This window comes from Halohasta litchfieldiae (assembly GCF_002788215.1).
GTDB classification, from domain to species: domain Archaea; phylum Halobacteriota; class Halobacteria; order Halobacteriales; family Haloferacaceae; genus Halohasta; species Halohasta litchfieldiae.
Window position 1 is genome coordinate 2965272 of the sequence record NZ_CP024845.1, and the last position, 17851, is coordinate 2983122.

General features: G+C 61.2%; 16 protein-coding genes. 9 read left to right on the top strand and 7 right to left on the bottom strand.

The features are described from left to right. Positions 1-24 precede the first annotated feature (24 nt). The 3 genes from HALTADL_RS15025 to HALTADL_RS15035 all read left to right on the top strand — a co-directional run bounded on the left by HALTADL_RS15025 (position 25) and on the right by HALTADL_RS15035 (position 5264). Positions 25-441 carry a universal stress protein gene (locus tag HALTADL_RS15025; protein WP_089670828.1) on the top strand — a complete coding sequence of 139 codons (417 nt, stop codon included), beginning with the start codon at positions 25-27 and terminating at the stop codon, positions 439-441. Positions 442-524: 83 nt separating this feature from the next. After that, entirely contained in the window at positions 525-2633 is a 2109-nt protein-coding gene (gene metG / locus HALTADL_RS15030) for a methionine--tRNA ligase (protein ID WP_089670827.1), read from the top strand. A 402-nt stretch (positions 2634-3035) separates the two neighbouring features. Further along, the gene (locus HALTADL_RS15035; RefSeq protein WP_089670826.1) at positions 3036-5264 is read left to right on the top strand and encodes a CDC48 family AAA ATPase; all 2229 of its coding nucleotides are present in this window, start codon (positions 3036-3038) and stop codon (positions 5262-5264) included. Positions 5265-5300: 36 nt separating this feature from the next. On the opposite strand, the gene phoU is transcribed toward HALTADL_RS15035, so the two are convergent. Together phoU and pstB are read right to left on the bottom strand one after the other, a co-directional pair. Continuing rightward, the gene (phoU, locus tag HALTADL_RS15040; protein WP_089670825.1) at positions 5301-5975 is read right to left on the bottom strand and encodes a phosphate signaling complex protein PhoU; all 675 of its coding nucleotides are present in this window, start codon (positions 5973-5975) and stop codon (positions 5301-5303) included. Positions 5976-6067: 92 nt separating this feature from the next. Continuing rightward, a complete protein-coding gene (pstB, locus tag HALTADL_RS15045; RefSeq protein ID WP_089670824.1) occupies positions 6068-6928 on the bottom strand; it encodes a phosphate ABC transporter ATP-binding protein PstB in 861 nt (286 codons plus the stop codon). A 225-nt stretch (positions 6929-7153) separates the two neighbouring features. Between pstB and HALTADL_RS15050 the strand changes: the two genes are divergently transcribed. After that, on the top strand, positions 7154-8155 hold the full coding sequence (locus HALTADL_RS15050; protein ID WP_245708342.1) for a M48 family metalloprotease: 1002 nt from the start codon (positions 7154-7156) through the stop codon (positions 8153-8155). Positions 8156-8302: 147 nt separating this feature from the next. On the opposite strand, the gene HALTADL_RS15055 is transcribed toward HALTADL_RS15050, so the two are convergent. Continuing rightward, positions 8303-9007, bottom strand: coding sequence for a competence/damage-inducible protein A (locus HALTADL_RS15055; protein WP_089670823.1), 705 nt, complete (start codon positions 9005-9007; stop codon positions 8303-8305). Continuing rightward, positions 9004-9768 carry a DUF5803 family protein gene (locus HALTADL_RS15060; RefSeq protein WP_089670822.1) on the bottom strand — a complete coding sequence of 255 codons (765 nt, stop codon included), beginning with the start codon at positions 9766-9768 and terminating at the stop codon, positions 9004-9006. The genes HALTADL_RS15055 and HALTADL_RS15060 overlap by 4 nt, the downstream gene beginning before the upstream one ends. A gap of 523 nt (positions 9769-10291) precedes the next feature. Between HALTADL_RS15060 and HALTADL_RS15065 the strand changes: the two genes are divergently transcribed. From HALTADL_RS15065 to HALTADL_RS15080, 4 genes are all read left to right on the top strand, one after another. Beyond that, positions 10292-11002 (top strand): DUF2270 domain-containing protein, encoded by a 711-nt coding sequence (locus HALTADL_RS15065; RefSeq protein WP_089670995.1) that lies wholly within the window; start codon positions 10292-10294, stop codon positions 11000-11002. A gap of 146 nt (positions 11003-11148) precedes the next feature. Beyond that, positions 11149-12459: an oxidoreductase gene (locus HALTADL_RS15070; RefSeq protein WP_089670821.1), complete on the top strand. Its 1311-nt coding sequence runs from the start codon at positions 11149-11151 to the stop codon at positions 12457-12459. 55 nt (positions 12460-12514) lie between these two features. Next, the gene (locus HALTADL_RS15075; protein WP_089670820.1) at positions 12515-13126 is read left to right on the top strand and encodes an SOUL family heme-binding protein; all 612 of its coding nucleotides are present in this window, start codon (positions 12515-12517) and stop codon (positions 13124-13126) included. Between the two features lie 106 nt (positions 13127-13232). Continuing rightward, the gene (locus tag HALTADL_RS15080) at positions 13233-14297 is read left to right on the top strand and encodes a S1C family serine protease (RefSeq protein ID WP_089670819.1); all 1065 of its coding nucleotides are present in this window, start codon (positions 13233-13235) and stop codon (positions 14295-14297) included. Between the two features lie 93 nt (positions 14298-14390). Here HALTADL_RS15080 and HALTADL_RS15085 read toward each other — a convergent pair whose 3' ends face one another. Together HALTADL_RS15085 and ribH are read right to left on the bottom strand one after the other, a co-directional pair. After that, entirely contained in the window at positions 14391-15542 is a 1152-nt protein-coding gene (locus HALTADL_RS15085; protein ID WP_089670818.1) for a pyridoxal phosphate-dependent aminotransferase, read from the bottom strand. Continuing rightward, positions 15539-15943, bottom strand: a complete 405-nt coding sequence (ribH, locus tag HALTADL_RS15090) for a 6,7-dimethyl-8-ribityllumazine synthase (RefSeq protein WP_089670817.1) — start codon at positions 15941-15943, stop codon at positions 15539-15541. Before ribH ends, HALTADL_RS15085 begins: the two co-directional genes overlap by 4 nt. A gap of 147 nt (positions 15944-16090) precedes the next feature. On the opposite strand from ribH, the gene HALTADL_RS15095 reads away from it, so the two are divergent. Continuing rightward, positions 16091-17293, top strand: a complete 1203-nt coding sequence (locus HALTADL_RS15095; RefSeq protein ID WP_089670816.1) for an inorganic phosphate transporter — start codon at positions 16091-16093, stop codon at positions 17291-17293. Between the two features lie 50 nt (positions 17294-17343). Here the strand turns inward: HALTADL_RS15095 and HALTADL_RS15100 are convergent, their stop codons facing one another. Further along, positions 17344-17775, bottom strand: a complete 432-nt coding sequence (locus tag HALTADL_RS15100) for a universal stress protein (protein WP_089670815.1) — start codon at positions 17773-17775, stop codon at positions 17344-17346. Positions 17776-17851 lie beyond the last annotated feature (76 nt).

Here is a 17851-nt window from a genome sequence, read left to right on the forward strand (position 1 = left end):
GCTCGTTGCTACTCGAGTTTGGGTATGGCAATCCTCGTTCCCTACGACGGCTCACGTCCAGCCCAGCAAGCAGCCGAGTATGCGGTCTCTAACTGGAATGACGAAGAGATCGTGCTGCTGCGTGTCATCGAAGCCGCCGACGGCTCACTCGAAGCGGGTATCGATTTGATAAAAGAACGGCTCAAGGAGCAGCGCCAAGAGGGGCCTGCAGAGCTATCCGCGGAGGTGAAAGCCACATTAACCGACTCCGAGGCTGAATTTCGCGTCGAAACTACCGTCGGTAACCCAGCGCGGGAGATCGTCGACTTCGCCGAGACAAACGAGATCTCCCACATCGTTATCGGGAGCCACGGTCGGACAGGGGCCTCTCGGGTGTTGCTCGGGAGTGTCGCCCAGACCGTCGTTCGTCGGGCTCCAACCCCTGTGACCGTCGTGCGATGAGTCGACTCGGGGTGCTCAAGAGGATGGTCGACTGGCGACTGCGAATCAGCGGCTTTTAGGGCATCTTCGGCAACTCATAGCCAATGAGTCACGACGAGTTCCCAACCGACACTCCTGCGGTGGTGACCTGCGGGCTGCCGTACGCAAACGGCGACCTGCACGTTGGCCACTTGCGGACCTACGTCGGCGGCGACGTCTACGCCCGCGCGCTCGAAACACTCGGCCAAGAGACCGCCTTCGTCTCCGGCTCCGATATGCACGGCACCCCGGTCGCGGTCAACGCCGAAAAACAGGGCGTCTCCCCCGAGGAGTTCGCCTTAGAGTGGCACGAAACCTACAAAGAGACGTTCCCGCGGTTCGACGTCGACTTCGACAACTACGGCCACACCCACGACGAAACCAACACCGAGTTGACCAAAGAGATCGTCGGCGAACTCGACGCCAACGGCCACATCTACGAGAAGGAGATCATGGTGGCCTATGATCCCGTCGAGGATCAACACCTGCCTGATCGCTACGTCGAGGGGGCCTGTCCCTACTGCGGCGAGCGAGCCCGCGGCGACGAGTGCGACGAGGGCTGTCAGCGCCACCTCGAACCCGGCGAGATCGAAGATCCGGAGTCGACGATCACTGGGAACCCTGCGGAGTACCACAAACGGACTCACAAGTTCTTCGAAGTCTCGGAGTTCGAAGAGTATCTCACCGAGTTCTTGGATCGACTCGAAGGCACCTCGAACGCTCAGAACCAGCCCCGCGAGTGGATCGAATCCGGCCTGCAGGATTGGTGTATCACCCGGGATATGGACTGGGGTGTCGACTACCCCGACGACGACTCGGATCTCGTGCTCTACGTCTGGGTCGACGCGCCTATCGAGTACGTCTCGTCGACAAAACAGTACACCGAGCGCGTGGGGAGCGACACCTACGACTGGGAAGAAACGTGGAAAGACGAGGGCGAAATCGTCCACGTCATCGGCCGGGACATCATCCAACACCACTCGATTTTCTGGCCAGCGATGCTCAACGGTGCGGGCTACACCGAGCCCCGAGCAATCATGGCCTCCGGCTTCGTGACCCTCGGCGGCAAAGGATTCTCTACGAGCCGGGATCGCGCGGTGTGGGCCGACGAGTATCTTGAAGAGGGGTTCCATCCCGATCTGCTGCGCTACTATCTCGCCACTAACGGTGGCTTCCAGCAAGACGTCGACTTCTCGTGGGACAAGTTCCGCGACCGCGTCAACACCGAACTCGTCGGCACCCTCGGGAATTTCGTCTACCGGTCGCTGCTGTTTGCGGCGCGCAACTACGGCGGGACGCCGGAGGCGACGGTCTCGGAGGAAGTCGACGACCGGATCGCCGAGGCAGTCGAAGAGTTCAGCGCAGCGATCAACGACTACTCGATCCGGAAGGCGGGCAACGCGGGAATTAAACTCGCTCAGTTCGGCAACGAGTACATCCAGCGCAACGAGCCATGGAAGCTGACCGACGAGGACCCGGAACGTGCGGCGCAGGTCATCTACGACTGTGTCCAGCTTGCGAAGGCACTCGCGGTCATCTTCCAGCCGATTGCGCCCGAGACCTGCGGTCGACTCTGGGACCAACTCGGCGAGGAGGGAGATGTGGCCGACCGAACGATCGACGCTGCCCGCGAGGCCCCACAAGGGAGCTTCGAGGAGCCCGAGGAACTGTTCGAGAAGATCGAAGAAGAGCGTGTCGAGGAACTCAACGAGAAACTCGACGAACGAGTTGCGGCCGCAACTGCGGGCGAAGACAACGAAAACAACACTGACGACGAGGACACTGACACAATGACAGAAGAGACGACAGACGACACAGACGACGAACAGGCCACCGATCTCGAACCAATCGTCGACGAGCGAATCAGCTTCGACGAATTCCAAGACATCGACCTCCGGGTCGGCGAAATCGTCGACGCCGAGCCGGTCGACAGCGCGGACAAACTCGCCAAGCTACAGGTCGACATCGGCCACGAGGTCCGCCAACTCGTCGCGGGCATCAAAGAACTCCACGACCTCGATGAACTGCCGGGGACACGCGTGATCATTGTCGCCAACATGGAACAGGCCGAACTGTTCGGCGTCGAATCGAACGGGATGCTGCTGGCCGCTGGCGATGAGGCCGACATCCTGACCACTCACGGCGACTCCGAGCCGGGGACCCGCGTCCAGTAGGCCGACAGACCAGTTCGAGTTGGCGTATATGTCGAATACGAGTTGACATACTGAGAGACAGTACTATTATTAGCGAGTGAAACCACAGACGAATGTGCTCAGTAGTAGCCACTGACTGACCCCCTGCTGACGTGCCGCCACTGCCCTCCACTCGCACGGTAACCAACAGCGGAATCAGTGGTTACGGCTGAGTATCAGATTTTCTCACGTGGCTGCCAGCAGAAGGGCTATCCCCGGTAGTGATTTGTACTTTCCAGCACAAGCATGGTATAGAATGGCACAATCCCTGTGTGACGGGACGACAGCGGTCGACACCGTCCAAACGGACGGTATCGCACCTCCGGGAGCAAAGCACTTATCCCCGGAACGAACCGACCTACGGGTAACCCTCCCAAGGATATTATGAACGAAGTTCAACTCGAAGTGGCGAAGGCGTACCCCAACGATTCGGGACGTGGTATCGCTCGCCTCGACCCTGACACACTGCTGCATCTCAAACTCTCACCGGGCGACATCATTGAGATCGAGGGTGGCGAAACGACCGCTGCGAAGGTGTGGCGGGCCGACCGGCAGGACTGGAACACTGACACCGTTCGGATCGACGGCTTCACGCGCCAGAACGCCGATGTCGGCATCGGCGAGCGCGTGACGATCCGCAAGGCTGAGGCCGAAAAAGCGGACAAACTCGTGCTCGCACCGCCTGAAGAAGCGAGCGTCCAGTTCGGTTCCGACGCCGCGGGCATGGTCAAACGCCAGATCCTCAAGCGGCCGGTCGTCGAGCGCGACATCGTGCCCGTGATGAGTTCCACGAATCACCCATTCATGCGGTCGCCGGGGCAAGCAATCCCACTGATCGCCGTCGAGACCGAACCGGATGGCGTCTGTCTGATCACCGAAGACACCGAAGTCGAACTCCGCGAGGAGCCGATCAGCGGCTTCGAAAAGACCGGCGGCGGCATCACCTACGAGGACATCGGTGGCTTGCAAAGCGAGATCCAACGTGTCCGCGAGATGGTCGAGCTGCCGATGAAGCATCCCCAGATCTTCAAAAAGCTCGGCATCGAGCCGCCACAGGGGGTGTTGCTCCACGGTCCACCGGGCACCGGGAAGACACTGCTTGCGAAGGCGGTCGCCAATGAAACCTCCGCGAGTTTCTTCTCTATCGCTGGCCCCGAAATCATCTCGAAATACTACGGGGAGTCCGAACAACAGCTCAGGGAGATCTTCGAAGATGCGAAAGAAGAGTCGCCGTCGATCATCTTCATCGACGAACTCGATTCTATCGCGCCCAAACGCGAGGACGTCACCGGCGAGGTCGAACGCCGCGTCGTCGCCCAACTGCTGACGATGATGGACGGCCTCGAAGCACGTGGTCAGGTGATCGTGATTGCAGCCACCAACCGCGTCGACTCGGTCGACCCGGCACTTCGTCGACCGGGCCGCTTCGACCGTGAGATCGAAATCGGCGTGCCGGACGAAGTCGGCCGCAAGGAGATCCTCCAGATCCACACCCGCGGCATGCCACTATCGGACGATGTCTCGCTGGACCATCTGGCCGACGAGACCCACGGCTTCGTCGGGGCGGATATCGAGAGCTTGACGAAGGAAGCCGCGATGAAAGCACTCCGGCGCTACTTACCGGAGATCGATCTCGACGAGGAGGATATCCCGCCGAGCCTGATCGACCGGATGATCGTCAAGCGGAGCGACTTCGGCGGCGCGCTCAACGAGGTCGAACCCTCCGCGATGCGCGAGGTTCTGGTCGAGCTGCCGAAGATCACGTGGGACGATGTCGGCGGGCTCGAATCGCCGAAACAGCAGGTCAAGGAGTCGGTTGAGTGGCCGCTGAGTTCCCCAGAGAAGTTCGACCGGATGGGCGTCGACGCGCCGAAAGGCGTGTTGCTGTACGGCCCACCCGGAACCGGCAAGACGTTGATGGCCAAGGCGGTCGCCAGCGAGACGAACGCGAACTTCATTTCGGTGCGTGGCCCACAGCTGCTATCGAAGTGGGTCGGCGAGTCAGAAAAGGCGATTCGCCAGACGTTCCGGAAGGCACGGCAGGTCAGCCCGACGATCATCTTCTTCGACGAGCTTGACAGCCTCGCTCCAGCTCGCGGGCAGGACATGGGCAACAACGTTTCCGAACGCGTTGTCAACCAGCTCCTGACCGAACTCGACGGGCTCGAAGAGATGGGCAACGTGATGGTGATCGGCGCGACCAACCGGCCGGATATGATCGATCCCGCCCTGATTCGGTCGGGTCGATTTGATCGGTTGGTGATGATCGGCCAGCCCGACGAAGAAGGCCGCGAGCAGATCCTCCGCATCCACACGGGTGACACGCCGCTTGCGCCGGATGTGAGTCTGCGAGAGATCGCCGAGATCACCGACGGCTACGTCGGCTCTGATCTCGAATCCATCGCCCGCGAGTCGGCTATCGAGGCGCTTCGGGACGATGACGACGCGACCGAGGTCGAGATGCAGCACTTCCGGAGAGCGATGGAGTCGGTGCGACCGACTGTCACTGAGGAAATCCTCAGCTACTACGAGGATATCGAAGATCAGTTCCGTGGCGGCGGCGGCCGCGAACAGCTCGGCGAGCGCCGCGACGGCCGGATCGGCTTCCAATAAGGCCGTCGACGATCCTTTTTTAAAAAGCCAGCAGGATCAGTAGATCAGTTCGTCGTTGTTGTCGATCATGTACAGCGCCCGCGCCGCGATGTTGACCGAGTGGTCGCCGATGCGCTCGATGTCACGGATCGTCAACAGGAACCGCGAGACGTCTTCCATGAACGCCTCAATGTCTTCGTCCGAGTCCATCTGTTCGCTCTCGATCAGCTCACGGACGACCGTATCGCTGGCGACTTCACAGAGGTAGTCCAGATCGTCGTCGCGTTCGTCGACGGTATAACACTTCTCTCGGTCATCGTCAGCGTACGCAGCCATCGCCTCATCGAGCATCTCCAGTGTGACCGATCCCAGCTCCTGGAGGTCGATGTCGGGAAAGAGGTTCGTCTCGCCAGCGGTGGCGTACTCGCCGAGGTTCGTCGCGAGATCAGCGATCCGTTCGAGGTCGGTAATGATTTTGAACGAGGCGGCGATAAATCGGAGATCGCCGGCCACCGGCTGTTGAAGCGCGATGAGATCCGTACACTGCTTTTCGAGTTCCAGATACTGCTGGTTGATCTCGCTATCGCCGTCGATTACCTGTTGGGCGAGGTCGTGGTTGTTCGTTTCGAGGGCGTTGAGCGCCATTTCGAGGCGCTCGGCGACCGTATCGCTCATTTCGAGGACGTCGGACCGCAGATCAGCAAGCTGTGATTGATATTCGTTTCGGGGCATATCCCCCTATGAGGCAAGCCGATAGAAAAGAATTTCCCACAGCGGATATGTCACGAAAATACACGTGAAACAGTCGACAACGGCTCTTGATACTATCCGAACTTACCCGTAATGTAGTCCTCGACGCGCTGGTGTTCGGGGTTCTCGAATATCTTCTGGGTGTCGTCAAACTCGACGAGTTTGCCGCCAGTGAGGAAGACGCCGGTTTTGTCGGAGATACGGGCGGCCTGCTGCATGTTGTGGGTGACGATAACGACAGTGTAGTCTTCGGAGATGTCGGCGATCAGGTCTTCGACCTGCGAAGTGGCGACCGGATCGAGCGCCGAGGCTGGCTCGTCCATCAACACGACCTCCGGATCAGGTGCGATTGCACGGGCGATACAGAGTCGCTGTTGTTGGCCCCCCGAGAGTTCGAGGCCGGATTCGTCGAGACGGTCTTTGACCTCGTCCCACAGCGCCGCGCCTTTGAGGGCCTCCTCGACGCGGGCGTCGACATCGTCGTCGAACCCCTGAATGTCGAGCCCATAGGCGACGTTGTCGCGGATGGATTTCGGGAACGGGTTGGGTTGTTGGAACACCATGCCGATCTTCCGCCGGAGTGCGACGGGGTCGACGTCGTCGTCGTAGACGTTTTTGCCGCCGAACAGCAGCTCACCCTCGACGCGAGCCGCAGAAATGAGATCGTTCATCCGATTGATACACCGGAGGAACGTGGATTTCCCACAGCCGGAGGGGCCGATCAGCGCGGTCACGCGCTTTTCGGGAATATCCATCGTGACGTCTTGGAGGGCCTGATCATCGCCGTAGAAGACGTTGATATCCTTGGCTTGGATGATTGGCTCCTCGATGAGTGTTCCCGACTCTGGTTGGCTCGTGGTAGCGATATTTGAGCCGGGTGCCGGTGACGACACTGCCTCATCTGTCCCCTCGGCGTCAGTTTCGGGTTCACTCATGAACGTACATCGATGTTATGTCGGTCCCAAATAGCTGTTGCGGAAGCATACGAGTCAGTCGACAGATCATCGACCGTGACTCTCCGGCTCTCTGAACCCGCTCCAGTCATTTCTAAACCAGTTCCGGTTCGGTCGCTTTGGGGCTATCACGGTCGACCGTGGGTCGACCCACAAGACAGTCCGAGCCATCACAATCTTTTTTCTACAGTCAGTAAAACAACATCTATGTCGACACGTGTCGGACTCCAGTCACAGATGATCGTCGCTGTTGGATTGGTGGTCGTCGTCACGATCCTGTTTCTGGTCAGTGTCTGGTCGGTGTTTTATGCGCTGTTGATCATCTTCGGCTTCAGTGGAGCAGCGTTTCTCGCATCGATTGTCACCGGCGGCGTGGTCCTGTGTATCGGATATCTGGAGTACAGTCAGCTCAGCCGGATTGAGGGGTTGGCGGATGCCCACCCCGTCGACCGCGAGACGGTCCCGGAACTGTATCAGACAACGACAAAGGTCGCGGCGATGCTCGGCGTTCCGACGCCGACGATTGCGGTTTCGGATCGGGCTGCGCCGGAGGCGATGGCGGTGGGCATCCGTCCGGGGAACATCCACCTCGTATTGTCGACTGGGACGATCACGGCCCTCGACAGCGACGAACTCGAAGCCGTAATCGGCCACGAACTGGCCCACGTAAAGAACCGCGACGCAATGGTGATGACTGGGCTCTCGCTGCCGGTCGTCCTCGCCGATGGGTTGCGATCCCGTATCGACCGGCTGGAGGACCCACAAGGGTTTGCGATCCTCACCGTCCCGCTCAGTCTGGTTTCGAGTGCAGTGTGGATTAGCGGGCGAGCGATCACCGCACGACTGTCACGGCACCGCGAACTGGCTGCCGACCGTGCGGCCGCCCACGTGAGTGGCTCGCCGTCGACGCTTGCGGCAGCCCTGCGAACACTCGACAGCGAGATCACAAACACCCCAGAGCGTGACCTGCGAGCAGTCTCCGAAATCTCCTCGCTGTCGATTCTCTCGTTGGAGCCTGCAAAGCTCGAAAAGGTGATGCTCGGTCCCGATGGAACCATCGAACCCTCCTACTGGTGGCTCCGAAAACGCTTGTATCGCCTCAGACGCTGGCTGTTCGTCACCCACCCGCCGACCGAAGATCGGTTACAGGCGCTTGCAGAACTCGAAACACAGCAGGAAGCAGCACGACACACCAACACGAACGATTAAAAACCCTGCTTGTGCAACATCGGCTATGATCCCACTCACAGCCCCACCTCTGCCGATTGGAACGACCGCCGGTGTCGTCCTCGCGGTCAGTATCGTCATTACACTGCTCTGGATTCGGTCCGTGTTTCGCTAATCCACGTTCGACGCTTACTCAGTCGACTCCGAGTCGGGTGACTGCACACGCGCTTCGAACCAGTTAGCCGCAGCCTCAACCGCCACAGAATCGGTGCTGCTGAACTTCACACGGACGTACTCGCCGGGGTAGCTGCCGACGCTCACATCGAACTCCTCTCGGACCGCCCGCAGCCGGTCGACCAGCGCGCTTTCGGGCTCGTCGGCGACCACTGTCTCAGTGTAGATTGGCTCGCCGACGAACTCGTCGGCAATCGCTTCGAACATCGCTTTCATCTCGGCTGGGACGCCCGGCAACACGTAGATCGAGTCGACGACCGCGCCGGGCGCGACGCCAACCTCGTTGGGAAGCATGCGCGCGCCGGCGGGCAGTTCGGCGGTCCCTTCAGCGAGGTCATCAGCCGAGTAGCCGCCCTGTTCGGTGAGCCACTCGCGGGCGGCGTCGTGGTCGACTGTCTCCCGACCGAGGGCGGCCGCAACCCCCTCCATCGTGAGATCGTCGGGTGTCGGTCCTAACCCGCCAGTAACGATCACCGCGTCGTAGTCGGCGCGGTACTCGTTGACGACGTGGGCGATATCACTGATTCGGTCGGGAAGGGTGGTGATTCGGTCGACCGTACAGCCTCGGCTTGTGAGCTGTTCGGCGAGCCACACCGCGTTCGTGTTTACGGTCGCGCCGACCAGCAGTTCGTCGCCGACGGTGACGATTCCGACTTTCATTTTTTGTCGTCGTCCTCCTCAGTATCGAGGCCCATCTGGACCCGAACGTCGTGGAGGCGGTCGATCTGTCGACGGTAGTAGTAGAGACCACCGACACCGATCAGCGACAGCAGCACCACCGCGCCGCCGAAGACGTACAGATCCCGATCCAAGTAGTATTGGACGACAACCATCGGCCCTGTGACCTCCGCCCAGCGGACGTGGACCTGATTGTCGACGATCTCGCTTGCGGCACCGCGCGGGGCGGTGTTACCGAACAGGAAGAAGTCGATTCGGTAGTCTTCGGGGAGGATGACCTCGTAGGAGCCCTCGACGTAGACGGGCAGCGACAGTCGACGTGGCGTCGCATCCGCCGAGAAGGCGAGTTGGCCGTCAGCAGGCGCAGTGACATACACCTCGTCGGGCGTCTGTTCGACCTCGCCATCGGGGGTATCGCGGAGTTCGGTGCCGGAGATCACGGTGCCGTTTGCGTACTGGAACCGGACCGCCGAGATGTCGAGTGGACCTTCGGTGCCGAGCCCGGTCGACTGGTAGAGCCGGAGCCGCTGGTCGGCGTCGACGCGGTAGATGGCTTGAACCTCGTCAGTTGTATGGAGCGTGAGCTGGGCGTCGCGGTCGGTGTCCCAGCTGTAGGGTTGGGCTGGCTCCCGGTCGAGTCGCTCGTCGGAGACCTCGCCGCCGCCGGTGACGTAGGACAGACAGCCAGCCGTCGACAGCAGGAGTACCACTGCGACGACCGCGAGGCCGAGCCGCCGGTTCATCGCTCCTCCGGAGCCGCCCGGTTCGGTCTGCAGACTCGGGTTGGCCGACAAGCCCGATTCGACCCGTGGTGTCGACTACTCGCAGAGGCGACTGAATCAGTCGGTCGACGCCAAGTGTCGGTCCTACGGAGCCGTCGGGTGTCGACCCTGTCCTGGTGGCTGGACATAGCGTATGTATGGTCTGTACTGCCGTGGACTGTTGAGCCTATCGCAACGTTCCAGCTGGGATGCTGCGTCAGGATCACAACTGCGACAGGGGCACCCTTTCGCCCACCCCCTACTTGTTGTACAGCTACCATCTCCCAACAACGGCTTCGAGTAACTCAGGGTCGACCAGCGACGATCAACTCAGGGTCGACCAGCGACGATCAACTCAGGGTCGACCAGCGAACCAGACTGAATCCGGTGACCACGGTCGACGTACTACCCAGCGTCCATTCAACTGATCTATCAGTAATACTAAAATATCAGGAGATCGTCTGCCAGCCGTGGTACTATGCACATCGCAGTCGTGTCCCTTCATATGGGTGATGAAGACAGGCACACAGAGAGCCCACTCAATGAAGAAGATCAGGAGATCGGTGCAAAAATTGCAGACGATCCTAAAGATCTCCTTTCGATACTCCCTCACTACTACCGGGGCGAAGTGAGTCAAGCAAACAACACTCAAGATCGGATGGATCAAACAACGAATTGGGCAATTACAGTGTTGGCTGCGCTCCTTTCGGTCGTATTTGCGAGCCCAGAGATGCCCGCGTATTTACTCTTAATCGGAATTCTAGTACTCAGTATGTTTCTCTCGTTCGAAGTGCGACGGTATCGATTCTACGATGTCCACCGAGCGCGTGTGCGGTTTTTCGAAGAGAACGTCTTCGCAAACGCACTCCAGCCAATCGGTGCTGAACACTCGACGTGGCGCGAGGAACTCAGTGATGATCTTCGGCACCAGATGTTCAAAGTCGACTCAGTAGAAGCAGTATCCCGCCGTATACGGCGTATTTACGGGCTCTTGTTTTCGGTGCTCGGTGTCTCCTGGGTTGCAAAAGTGACGCTGTTCACGCCGGAGTCCCAGTGGACTGAGGCCGCAGAGTTACCGGGCATACCGGGTGAGATCGTTGCAGTTCTGCTTGGGATATTCTATCTGGGTCTCCTACTGATAGCGAAATGGCCGCTGGACCGAGAAGCGAAAGGAGAAATCCAGGGCAATAAATCGGGTGAGTGGAAAGAAGAGTAGGTGTCGGCCTTTTATAGACAACTCCGGTACGTTCACAACTTTGTATTCATCATATATGTGTGATTAGCATCCCGTGATCGCACAACCGTTTTTTGCGAGGCAAACGGTCAAGCCCGTCGACCGCCAAACGACTGCCACTCGCTCCCATGGCACCCCGACTCGAAACACCGATTCAGATCGGCGACCTCACGGTCCCAAATCGGCTCTATCGCGCGCCGCTGTTGGAATGTGCAGGCAATGGACCGGATGCCGTCGACACCCTCATCGCTGATCTCGAACCCGCGGCCGCGTCGGGGGCCGGCCTCGTCTGTCAGGGCGCGACCCTCGTCCGCGGGCCGGGCGGCTGTGCCGCGCCGAATATGACCTACGTCGACGATCCGGACTTTGTCGCAGACCTCTCGCGGCTCACCGACGCGATCCACGACCACGACGCGAAGATTGCGATTCAGCTCGAACACGGTGGCCTGCGGAGTATGGAGACGTGGCACCACGGCTACCGTCAGGCCAATCCCGATCTCCAACAGCTCGCGGTCTCGCGGCCGCCGCGCCCCCTCCGCGTCCTCGACCGGCTTGGGTTGCTCTCCTACGACCCCCACGTCCTGTCGACTGAGGAAGTCTACGAGTTGGCCGCGGATTTCGGTCGCTCTGCGGCGTGGGCCAGTGAGGCGGGCTACGACATGATCCACATCGCGGGAGCCAACATGGGGATCGTCCACCAGTTTCTGTCTCCCTTTTATAATCAACGCGAGGACGAGTTTGCCGATGGAACGCGGTTCCTCGAACTCATCGCCGCCGAGATCCGCGACCGCTGTGGCGACGTGCCGCTGCTGACCAAAGTGCCGGCGGAGTCGACCGCGCCGCCCGGCGTCGGTCCACGGCTCACCGACGCTGATGCAGTTGGGATCTGCGAACGACTCGAAGACGCCGGCTTCGACGCCCTCGTTCCGGTCACCGGCTCGGTGATCTGGGATCTGAGTATTATAAAGGGCGAGTATCCTGGCCGGGCATGGGACGACGAACAGTTCAGCGAGGCGTACGCGGCGGCGTTTGGCGGTCGACTCCGAAAACGGCTCGCGGCCGCTGCGACATGGCTCGATTCGCTGCTGTATGAGTTCGAACCGGCGTGGAACAGTGGACTATGTCGACAGGTTCGCGAGCGGGTCGACATCCCGGTACTCGCAGAAGGAGGGATTCGGACTCGTGGGCAGATCGACGAGATGCTGGGGAGCAGTTGTGATATGGTCGGGTTGGGTCGACCGTTCTACGCCGAGCCGCGGCTCCCGGCCCGGCTTTTAAATTCGGACGCCGAGACGGCGGTCGTCTGCGAGAACTGTAACAACTGCACTGTCCCACAGGTCGCGGGCAAACCGGGGATCTGTCGGACGCCAGCGGTGCTTCGGGAGGCGGGTCGACTCCGAAAGGCCGGAGCGTACGACCGGCCCGACTCCGATTCCTGACCGTGGATGTCTGACGCCCCGAGTGAGTTTTATACTCCGACTCAATGCAGATGGTATGAACCGGGCAACAACGTTCGTCACCGGAGCCATCAGTGGGCTTGCTGCGCTGGCTGGCTGGCGGTACTACCGCTCACATGCCACCGAGCGGGTCGACTACAAGACTCTGCGGCTGCACGACGATATCGAACTCAGGCAGTATCCAGCCGTCGTCGTTGCCGAAACTGTCGCCGACAGCGCCAGCGAGGCTCGCAGTCGACTCACAAGCTATCTGGCCGGCGCAAACGAGGCCAAGGCGGCGATTCCGGCAACGACGCCGATTCGAACACACACTGAACCGCTCGAACTGGCGACACCCACACAACAGGAGTCGTCGACCGACCGATCTCGTGTCGGTGTCTACCTCCCCCAGTCCTACAGTCCGAAAACCGCACCCAGCCCCGACGATAGCTCGGTGGTGCTCACCGTCGAAACACCGCGAACGGTGGCTGTTCGCCCCGTCCGATTGTATCCCCGCGTCGACCGGTTCGAGCAGGCCACCGCACGGCTCCGGTCGACCATCGTGGACTCCGAGTTGGTTGCGGTCGGTTCACCGTTCGTCCTCAGCTACGATAACGCCGTGCTCGGCTCGCTGACGGGACGGGCCGAAGTCGGCGTCGAAATCGCCTGAAGGGTCTTCGTCACGCTGTGGTCCAAACGAGTCTGTATCGAAGGGAATCACGTGTAGAGGGTGAGAAACGGAAAGCATACACATCTCAGTGCTGGAATGGGTACGTATGAGCAATTCGACCCCGAGTCGGAGACGATTGCTGCAGGTCGGAGGGAGCGCGATACTCGCCACCATTGCAGGCTGTACCGGGCAACCCTCCCAAAACGCCACCGAGTCGGACTCGCAGTCGGATTCCTCGACCGATCCACAAACGCAAGTGTATCAGGAGACGATTGATTCGGTCGTCCTCGTCCAGACTGACGAAGGAGCCGGAACGGGGTTCATATACGACAATACTCACGTCGTCACGAACGCCCACGTCGTCGGTGAGGCCGCGTCGACCGAGATTCGCTTCTCGGAGGGTCAGTGGACCACCGGCGAGGTCGTCGGCACGGATCGACACAGCGACCTCGCTGTGATCGCTGTCGAGACGGTCCCGGAGCGAGCGACCCCACTCTCGTTTATTGACGGTGAAACCGAGGTCGGCCAGAACGTCGTTGCGATTGGCAACCCATTCAGTTTCGATGGTACCGCCACCGCAGGCATCGTCAGCGGCGTCGACCGGTCGATACCCTCGCCGACCGGGTTCACGATTCCCGATGCGATCCAGACCGATGCCGCGGTCAACCCCGGCAACAGCGGCGGCCCGCTGATGTCGCTGGAGGGCCGGATCGTTGCGGTGATCAACTCCGGCGGCGGCGATAACCTCGGCTTCGGTATCTCCGCTCCGCTCGCCCGGCGCGTCATCCCGGAACTCATCGAGACGGGCTCGTACGAACACAGCTATATGGGCGTCTCGTTTGCCAACGTTACCCCCGACATCGCCGAGGCAAACGGGATGGACGAACCCCGTGGCCTGCTCGTCGACGAAGTCGTCGACGATGGCCCGGCGGCGGGTGTCCTCCAGCCGAGCGAGGAGAGCGAAACCGTCGACGGAACACAGCTCCCGGTCGGCGGCGACGTCATGCTCGCACTCGACGGCACCGAACTGCTGACCAGCGAGGATCTCGGCAACTATCTCGCCTTACAGACCCGTCCCGGCGACACGGTCGAACTGACCATTCTCCGAGACGGCAGCGAACAGAGCGTCGAGATGACACTCGGCACGCGCCCGGACGAACTCTCACGATAACAGTCAGCACCCGGTAGACGATAGGTCGGTTCGATAACTCGGTCCGATACCGTTCAGTTGTCGGGAAAATATGGGTCTGTGAGTCGGCTTCTTTTATAAGTAGCCGTGTTCGACCAGCCGGTCGACCGCCTCACGGAGTCGCTCTTCGCTGGCGGCATACGAGATCCGAGCGTAGCCGGGCGCGCCGAAGGCACTGCCCGGCACGGTCGCCACGTGGGCTTCCTGGATCGCGCCCTCACACCAGGCTTGATCGTCGTCGTCGACCGGGATCATCATATAAAAGGCCCCGTCGCCGACCGGCACGTCGACGTCGTGTTCCGCAAAGAGGTCCGAGAGCATGTCGCGGCGCTCGCGGAACGCCTCGCGCATCTCGTCGACCGAGTCGTCGGTGCGCTCGGAGAGCGCTTCGAGGCCGGCGTGCTGGACGAAATTCACGGCGCACGAAACCGAATGCGAGTGGAGTTTGCTTGCCTCGTCGATGAGATCCTGTGGGGCGTGGATGTAGCCGAGCCGCCAGCCGGTCATCGAGAACGCCTTCGAAAAGCCGTTCAGGGTGATCGTTCGGTCTTCCATCCCATCGAGTGAGCCGAGCGAGGTCGGCTCGACGCCATACGTAATGCGCTCGTAGATCTCGTCGGAAATGACGGCGAAGTCGTGTTCGACTGCGAGGTCACGAACGCCTTCGAGCGCCTCGTCGGAGTACACTGCGCCAGTCGGGTTCGACGGCGAGTTGACGATCACGAGTTCGGTCTCGTCGGAAACCGCCTCGGCGAGATCGTCGAGACCCGGTTCGAGTTGGAAGCCGTACGGCGAGAGGTCGACGCGGTTGAGCGAGCCACCGGCGAGTTTGACCATCGCCTCGTAGGACACCCACGCCGGATCGAGCAGGACGACCTCGTCGCCGTCGTCGATCAGCGTGTTGATCGCCTCGTAGAGACCCTGCTTGCCACCCGGCGTCACGATAATCTCGTCGGAGTTGGCGTCGACGCCCTGATCGGTCAGCTTCTCGGCGAGTGCCTCTCGAAGTTCGAGAATCCCGTTCGAGGAGGTGTAGCCGGTGTGGCCGGCGTCCATCGCGTCTTTGCCCGCCTCGATGATGTTCTGTGGGGTTGGGAAATCAGGCTCGCCAACCGAGAGGTCGACGATGTCGATTCCCTCGGCTTCAAGTTCGCTCGACAGGTTGCTGATCGCCAACGTCGCGCTCGGTTCGACCCGGCCGACTCGGTCCGCAAACTCCATGTTCATGCTAGTACCTCTACCATATCCACGGCGGCGTTTACCGCTTCCGCTCCTTTGTCGACGCGCTCGCGGGCCTCCGCACCGCTCATTCCGGGGCCACTGACGCCGAAGGTGACCGGCGTATCGCGGTCGCGGCTGACGTCGGTCAGTCCTTGGGCCGCGGCGTCGGCGATGACACGGTCGTGGTCGGTGTCGCCGGAGACGATGGCTCCGAGAACGGCGACGGCGTCGATGTCGTCGCGACGGGCCAGTCGGTCGGCCGCCAGCGGCGAGTCGTATGCGCCCGGTACTTCGAGAATCTCGGCTATTTCGGCGTTCCGGTCGGCGGCAGCCTCCTCGGCGGCGGCCTGCATCTTCGAGGTGACCGAATCGTTGAATTGGGCCACTACCAGTCCCAGTGCTGTCATAGCCGGAGGTTGGACGGTTCGGCAAAAGAACTACCGTTCGCGGGTCGGTAGAACCCGGTCGACCGCTCTGGCTCCATATCGTCGTACTGAAAACACAACTATATGTTCTCACCCACTAGTTCTGTACCATCTGATGGATAGCGACCGATGACAGTCGTCTTCTGGACGCTCGTGGCGTTTGCGACCGTTAGCTCGGTGCTCATGGCGTGGGCGCTGGGTGCAAACAGCAACTCACCACCGTTTGCGCCCGCGATTGGCGCGAACGCGGTGTCGACGATGCGCGCGGCGTTCCTGATTGGGATTCTCGCCGCTGCCGGCGCACTGACACAGGGTGGCGCGATCTCCGAGACCATCGGGGCGAACCTGATCGGCGGCGTGACGATCACGCCGCTGGCGGCGGCATCCGGCTTGCTGGTCGCGGCGGGGTTCATGGCGTTCGGCGTCTACAGCGGCTACCCCGTCCCGGCGGCGTTCGCGACCACCGGCGCCATAGTCGGCGTCGGCCTCTCGCTGGGCGGCGATCCGGCGTTCGACACCTACCGGCGAATCGTGACGTTCTGGCTCCTCGTCCCACCGACATCCGGCGGATTGGCGTACGTTACCGCCAAACTGCTCCGTCGTGATGACGTCCCCGAGACAGTATCGATTCCGTTTCTCGCGGCAGTGGTCGCCGGCATCCTCGCCAACGTTCGGCTCGGCGTGATTCCGCATCCCGACCGCGCCCAAGGGTCGGTCGCCGAGGCGGTCGCGCGGCTCGTTGGCGATCCGTCGGTGTTCGGTATCGAGTTCGCCGTCGTCCTCGTCACGCTGGCGTTTGCAGCCCTCGGCTTTCGGTATATCCGTCGACGGACCCAAGCGTCGGTCGACACGGGTATCCGGACGCTGTTGCTCGGACTCGGCAGTGTCGTCGCGTTTTCAAGTGGCGGCAGTCAGGTCGGCCTCGCCACCGGTCCGCTCGAAAATTTGTACGGTGCGGAACTCGGCCTCCCCAGTATCGTCCTGCTGGCCATCGGTGCGGCAGGTATCCTCGCGGGCGCGTGGATGGGCGCGCCTCGACTCCTGCAGGCGACCTCGCGGGAGTACGCCCAACTCGGACTCCGGCGGTCGATTGCCGCGCTCGTCCCCGGTTTTATTATCGCTCAGTTGGCGATCACGCTCGGGATTCCGATTTCCTTTAACAACATCATCATCTCCGGTGTAATCGGTGGCGGGCTCGCGGCGGGGTCGGCCGGCGTCTCCCGCCGGAAAATCGGCGTGACTGTCGGCTTTTGGCTCATCACGCTCGCGGGGTCGATTGGTATCGGGTTCGGGCTCTACCGACTGTTGTCGACCGTCCTCGGTATTCAGTAACTGGCTCTTACTGTTATATATCGACCGCTGGCTGGTCTCCACCAGTCGGACTACCGGACGACAGTCACTGTGACGGGGGCTTCGCCGAGAACTGCTGTGGCAACAGTCCCTAACAGCCGTCTGGCGAGTTCGCCGCGCTCGCCGCCGTGGCCGCCCATCACGATGTGGTCGACCGTGTGCTGCTCGGCGTAGTCGACGATGGCCGAGGCGGGGTCGCCCGTTTCGACAGTCGTCTCAACCGAGCGGTCGGCGGCTGCAGCCTCGGCCTTTGCAGTCTTGATGAGTTGATCGGCGCGCTCGCGGGCGTCGGCCTGTCGACTCTCGTCGGGTTCCAGTATCCCGCCCTCGCTCATTCCGGCATCAAGCGGCGTAACGATGTTCAGCACGGTTACTCGACAGTCGAAGGCCGCAAGCGCGTGCTGGAGGGCCTCGTCGGCCAGCGGCGAGCCATCCAGCGGGACGAGAACGTGTGAGGGGAGCATACGACCAGTAGAAAGGGGCCATACAAATATCATCCACTGTTCGATAGCAGACTGGTTCTCCATATGACGCCCACCC

Coding starts and splice junctions, on each gene's coding strand:
- HALTADL_RS15100 (WP_089670815.1), bottom strand. CDS start 17,775: ATGCTCCCCTCACACGTTCTCGTCCCGCTGGATGGCTCGCCGCTGGCC.
- ribH (WP_089670817.1), bottom strand. CDS start 15,943: ATGACAGCACTGGGACTGGTAGTGGCCCAATTCAACGATTCGGTCACC.
- HALTADL_RS15060 (WP_089670822.1), bottom strand. CDS start 9,768: ATGAACCGGCGGCTCGGCCTCGCGGTCGTCGCAGTGGTACTCCTGCTG.
- HALTADL_RS15075 (WP_089670820.1), top strand. CDS start 12,515: ATGAACCGGGCAACAACGTTCGTCACCGGAGCCATCAGTGGGCTTGCT.
- HALTADL_RS15025 (WP_089670828.1), top strand. CDS start 25: ATGGCAATCCTCGTTCCCTACGACGGCTCACGTCCAGCCCAGCAAGCA.
- HALTADL_RS15055 (WP_089670823.1), bottom strand. CDS start 9,007: ATGAAAGTCGGAATCGTCACCGTCGGCGACGAACTGCTGGTCGGCGCG.
- phoU (WP_089670825.1), bottom strand. CDS start 5,975: ATGCCCCGAAACGAATATCAATCACAGCTTGCTGATCTGCGGTCCGAC.
- HALTADL_RS15085 (WP_089670818.1), bottom strand. CDS start 15,542: ATGAACATGGAGTTTGCGGACCGAGTCGGCCGGGTCGAACCGAGCGCG.
- metG (WP_089670827.1), top strand. CDS start 525: ATGAGTCACGACGAGTTCCCAACCGACACTCCTGCGGTGGTGACCTGC.
- HALTADL_RS15035 (WP_089670826.1), top strand. CDS start 3,036: ATGAACGAAGTTCAACTCGAAGTGGCGAAGGCGTACCCCAACGATTCG.
- HALTADL_RS15080 (WP_089670819.1), top strand. CDS start 13,233: ATGAGCAATTCGACCCCGAGTCGGAGACGATTGCTGCAGGTCGGAGGG.
- HALTADL_RS15065 (WP_089670995.1), top strand. CDS start 10,292: ATGGGTGATGAAGACAGGCACACAGAGAGCCCACTCAATGAAGAAGAT.
- pstB (WP_089670824.1), bottom strand. CDS start 6,928: ATGAGTGAACCCGAAACTGACGCCGAGGGGACAGATGAGGCAGTGTCG.
- HALTADL_RS15070 (WP_089670821.1), top strand. CDS start 11,149: ATGGCACCCCGACTCGAAACACCGATTCAGATCGGCGACCTCACGGTC.
- HALTADL_RS15095 (WP_089670816.1), top strand. CDS start 16,091: ATGACAGTCGTCTTCTGGACGCTCGTGGCGTTTGCGACCGTTAGCTCG.
- HALTADL_RS15050 (WP_245708342.1), top strand. CDS start 7,154: ATGTCGACACGTGTCGGACTCCAGTCACAGATGATCGTCGCTGTTGGA.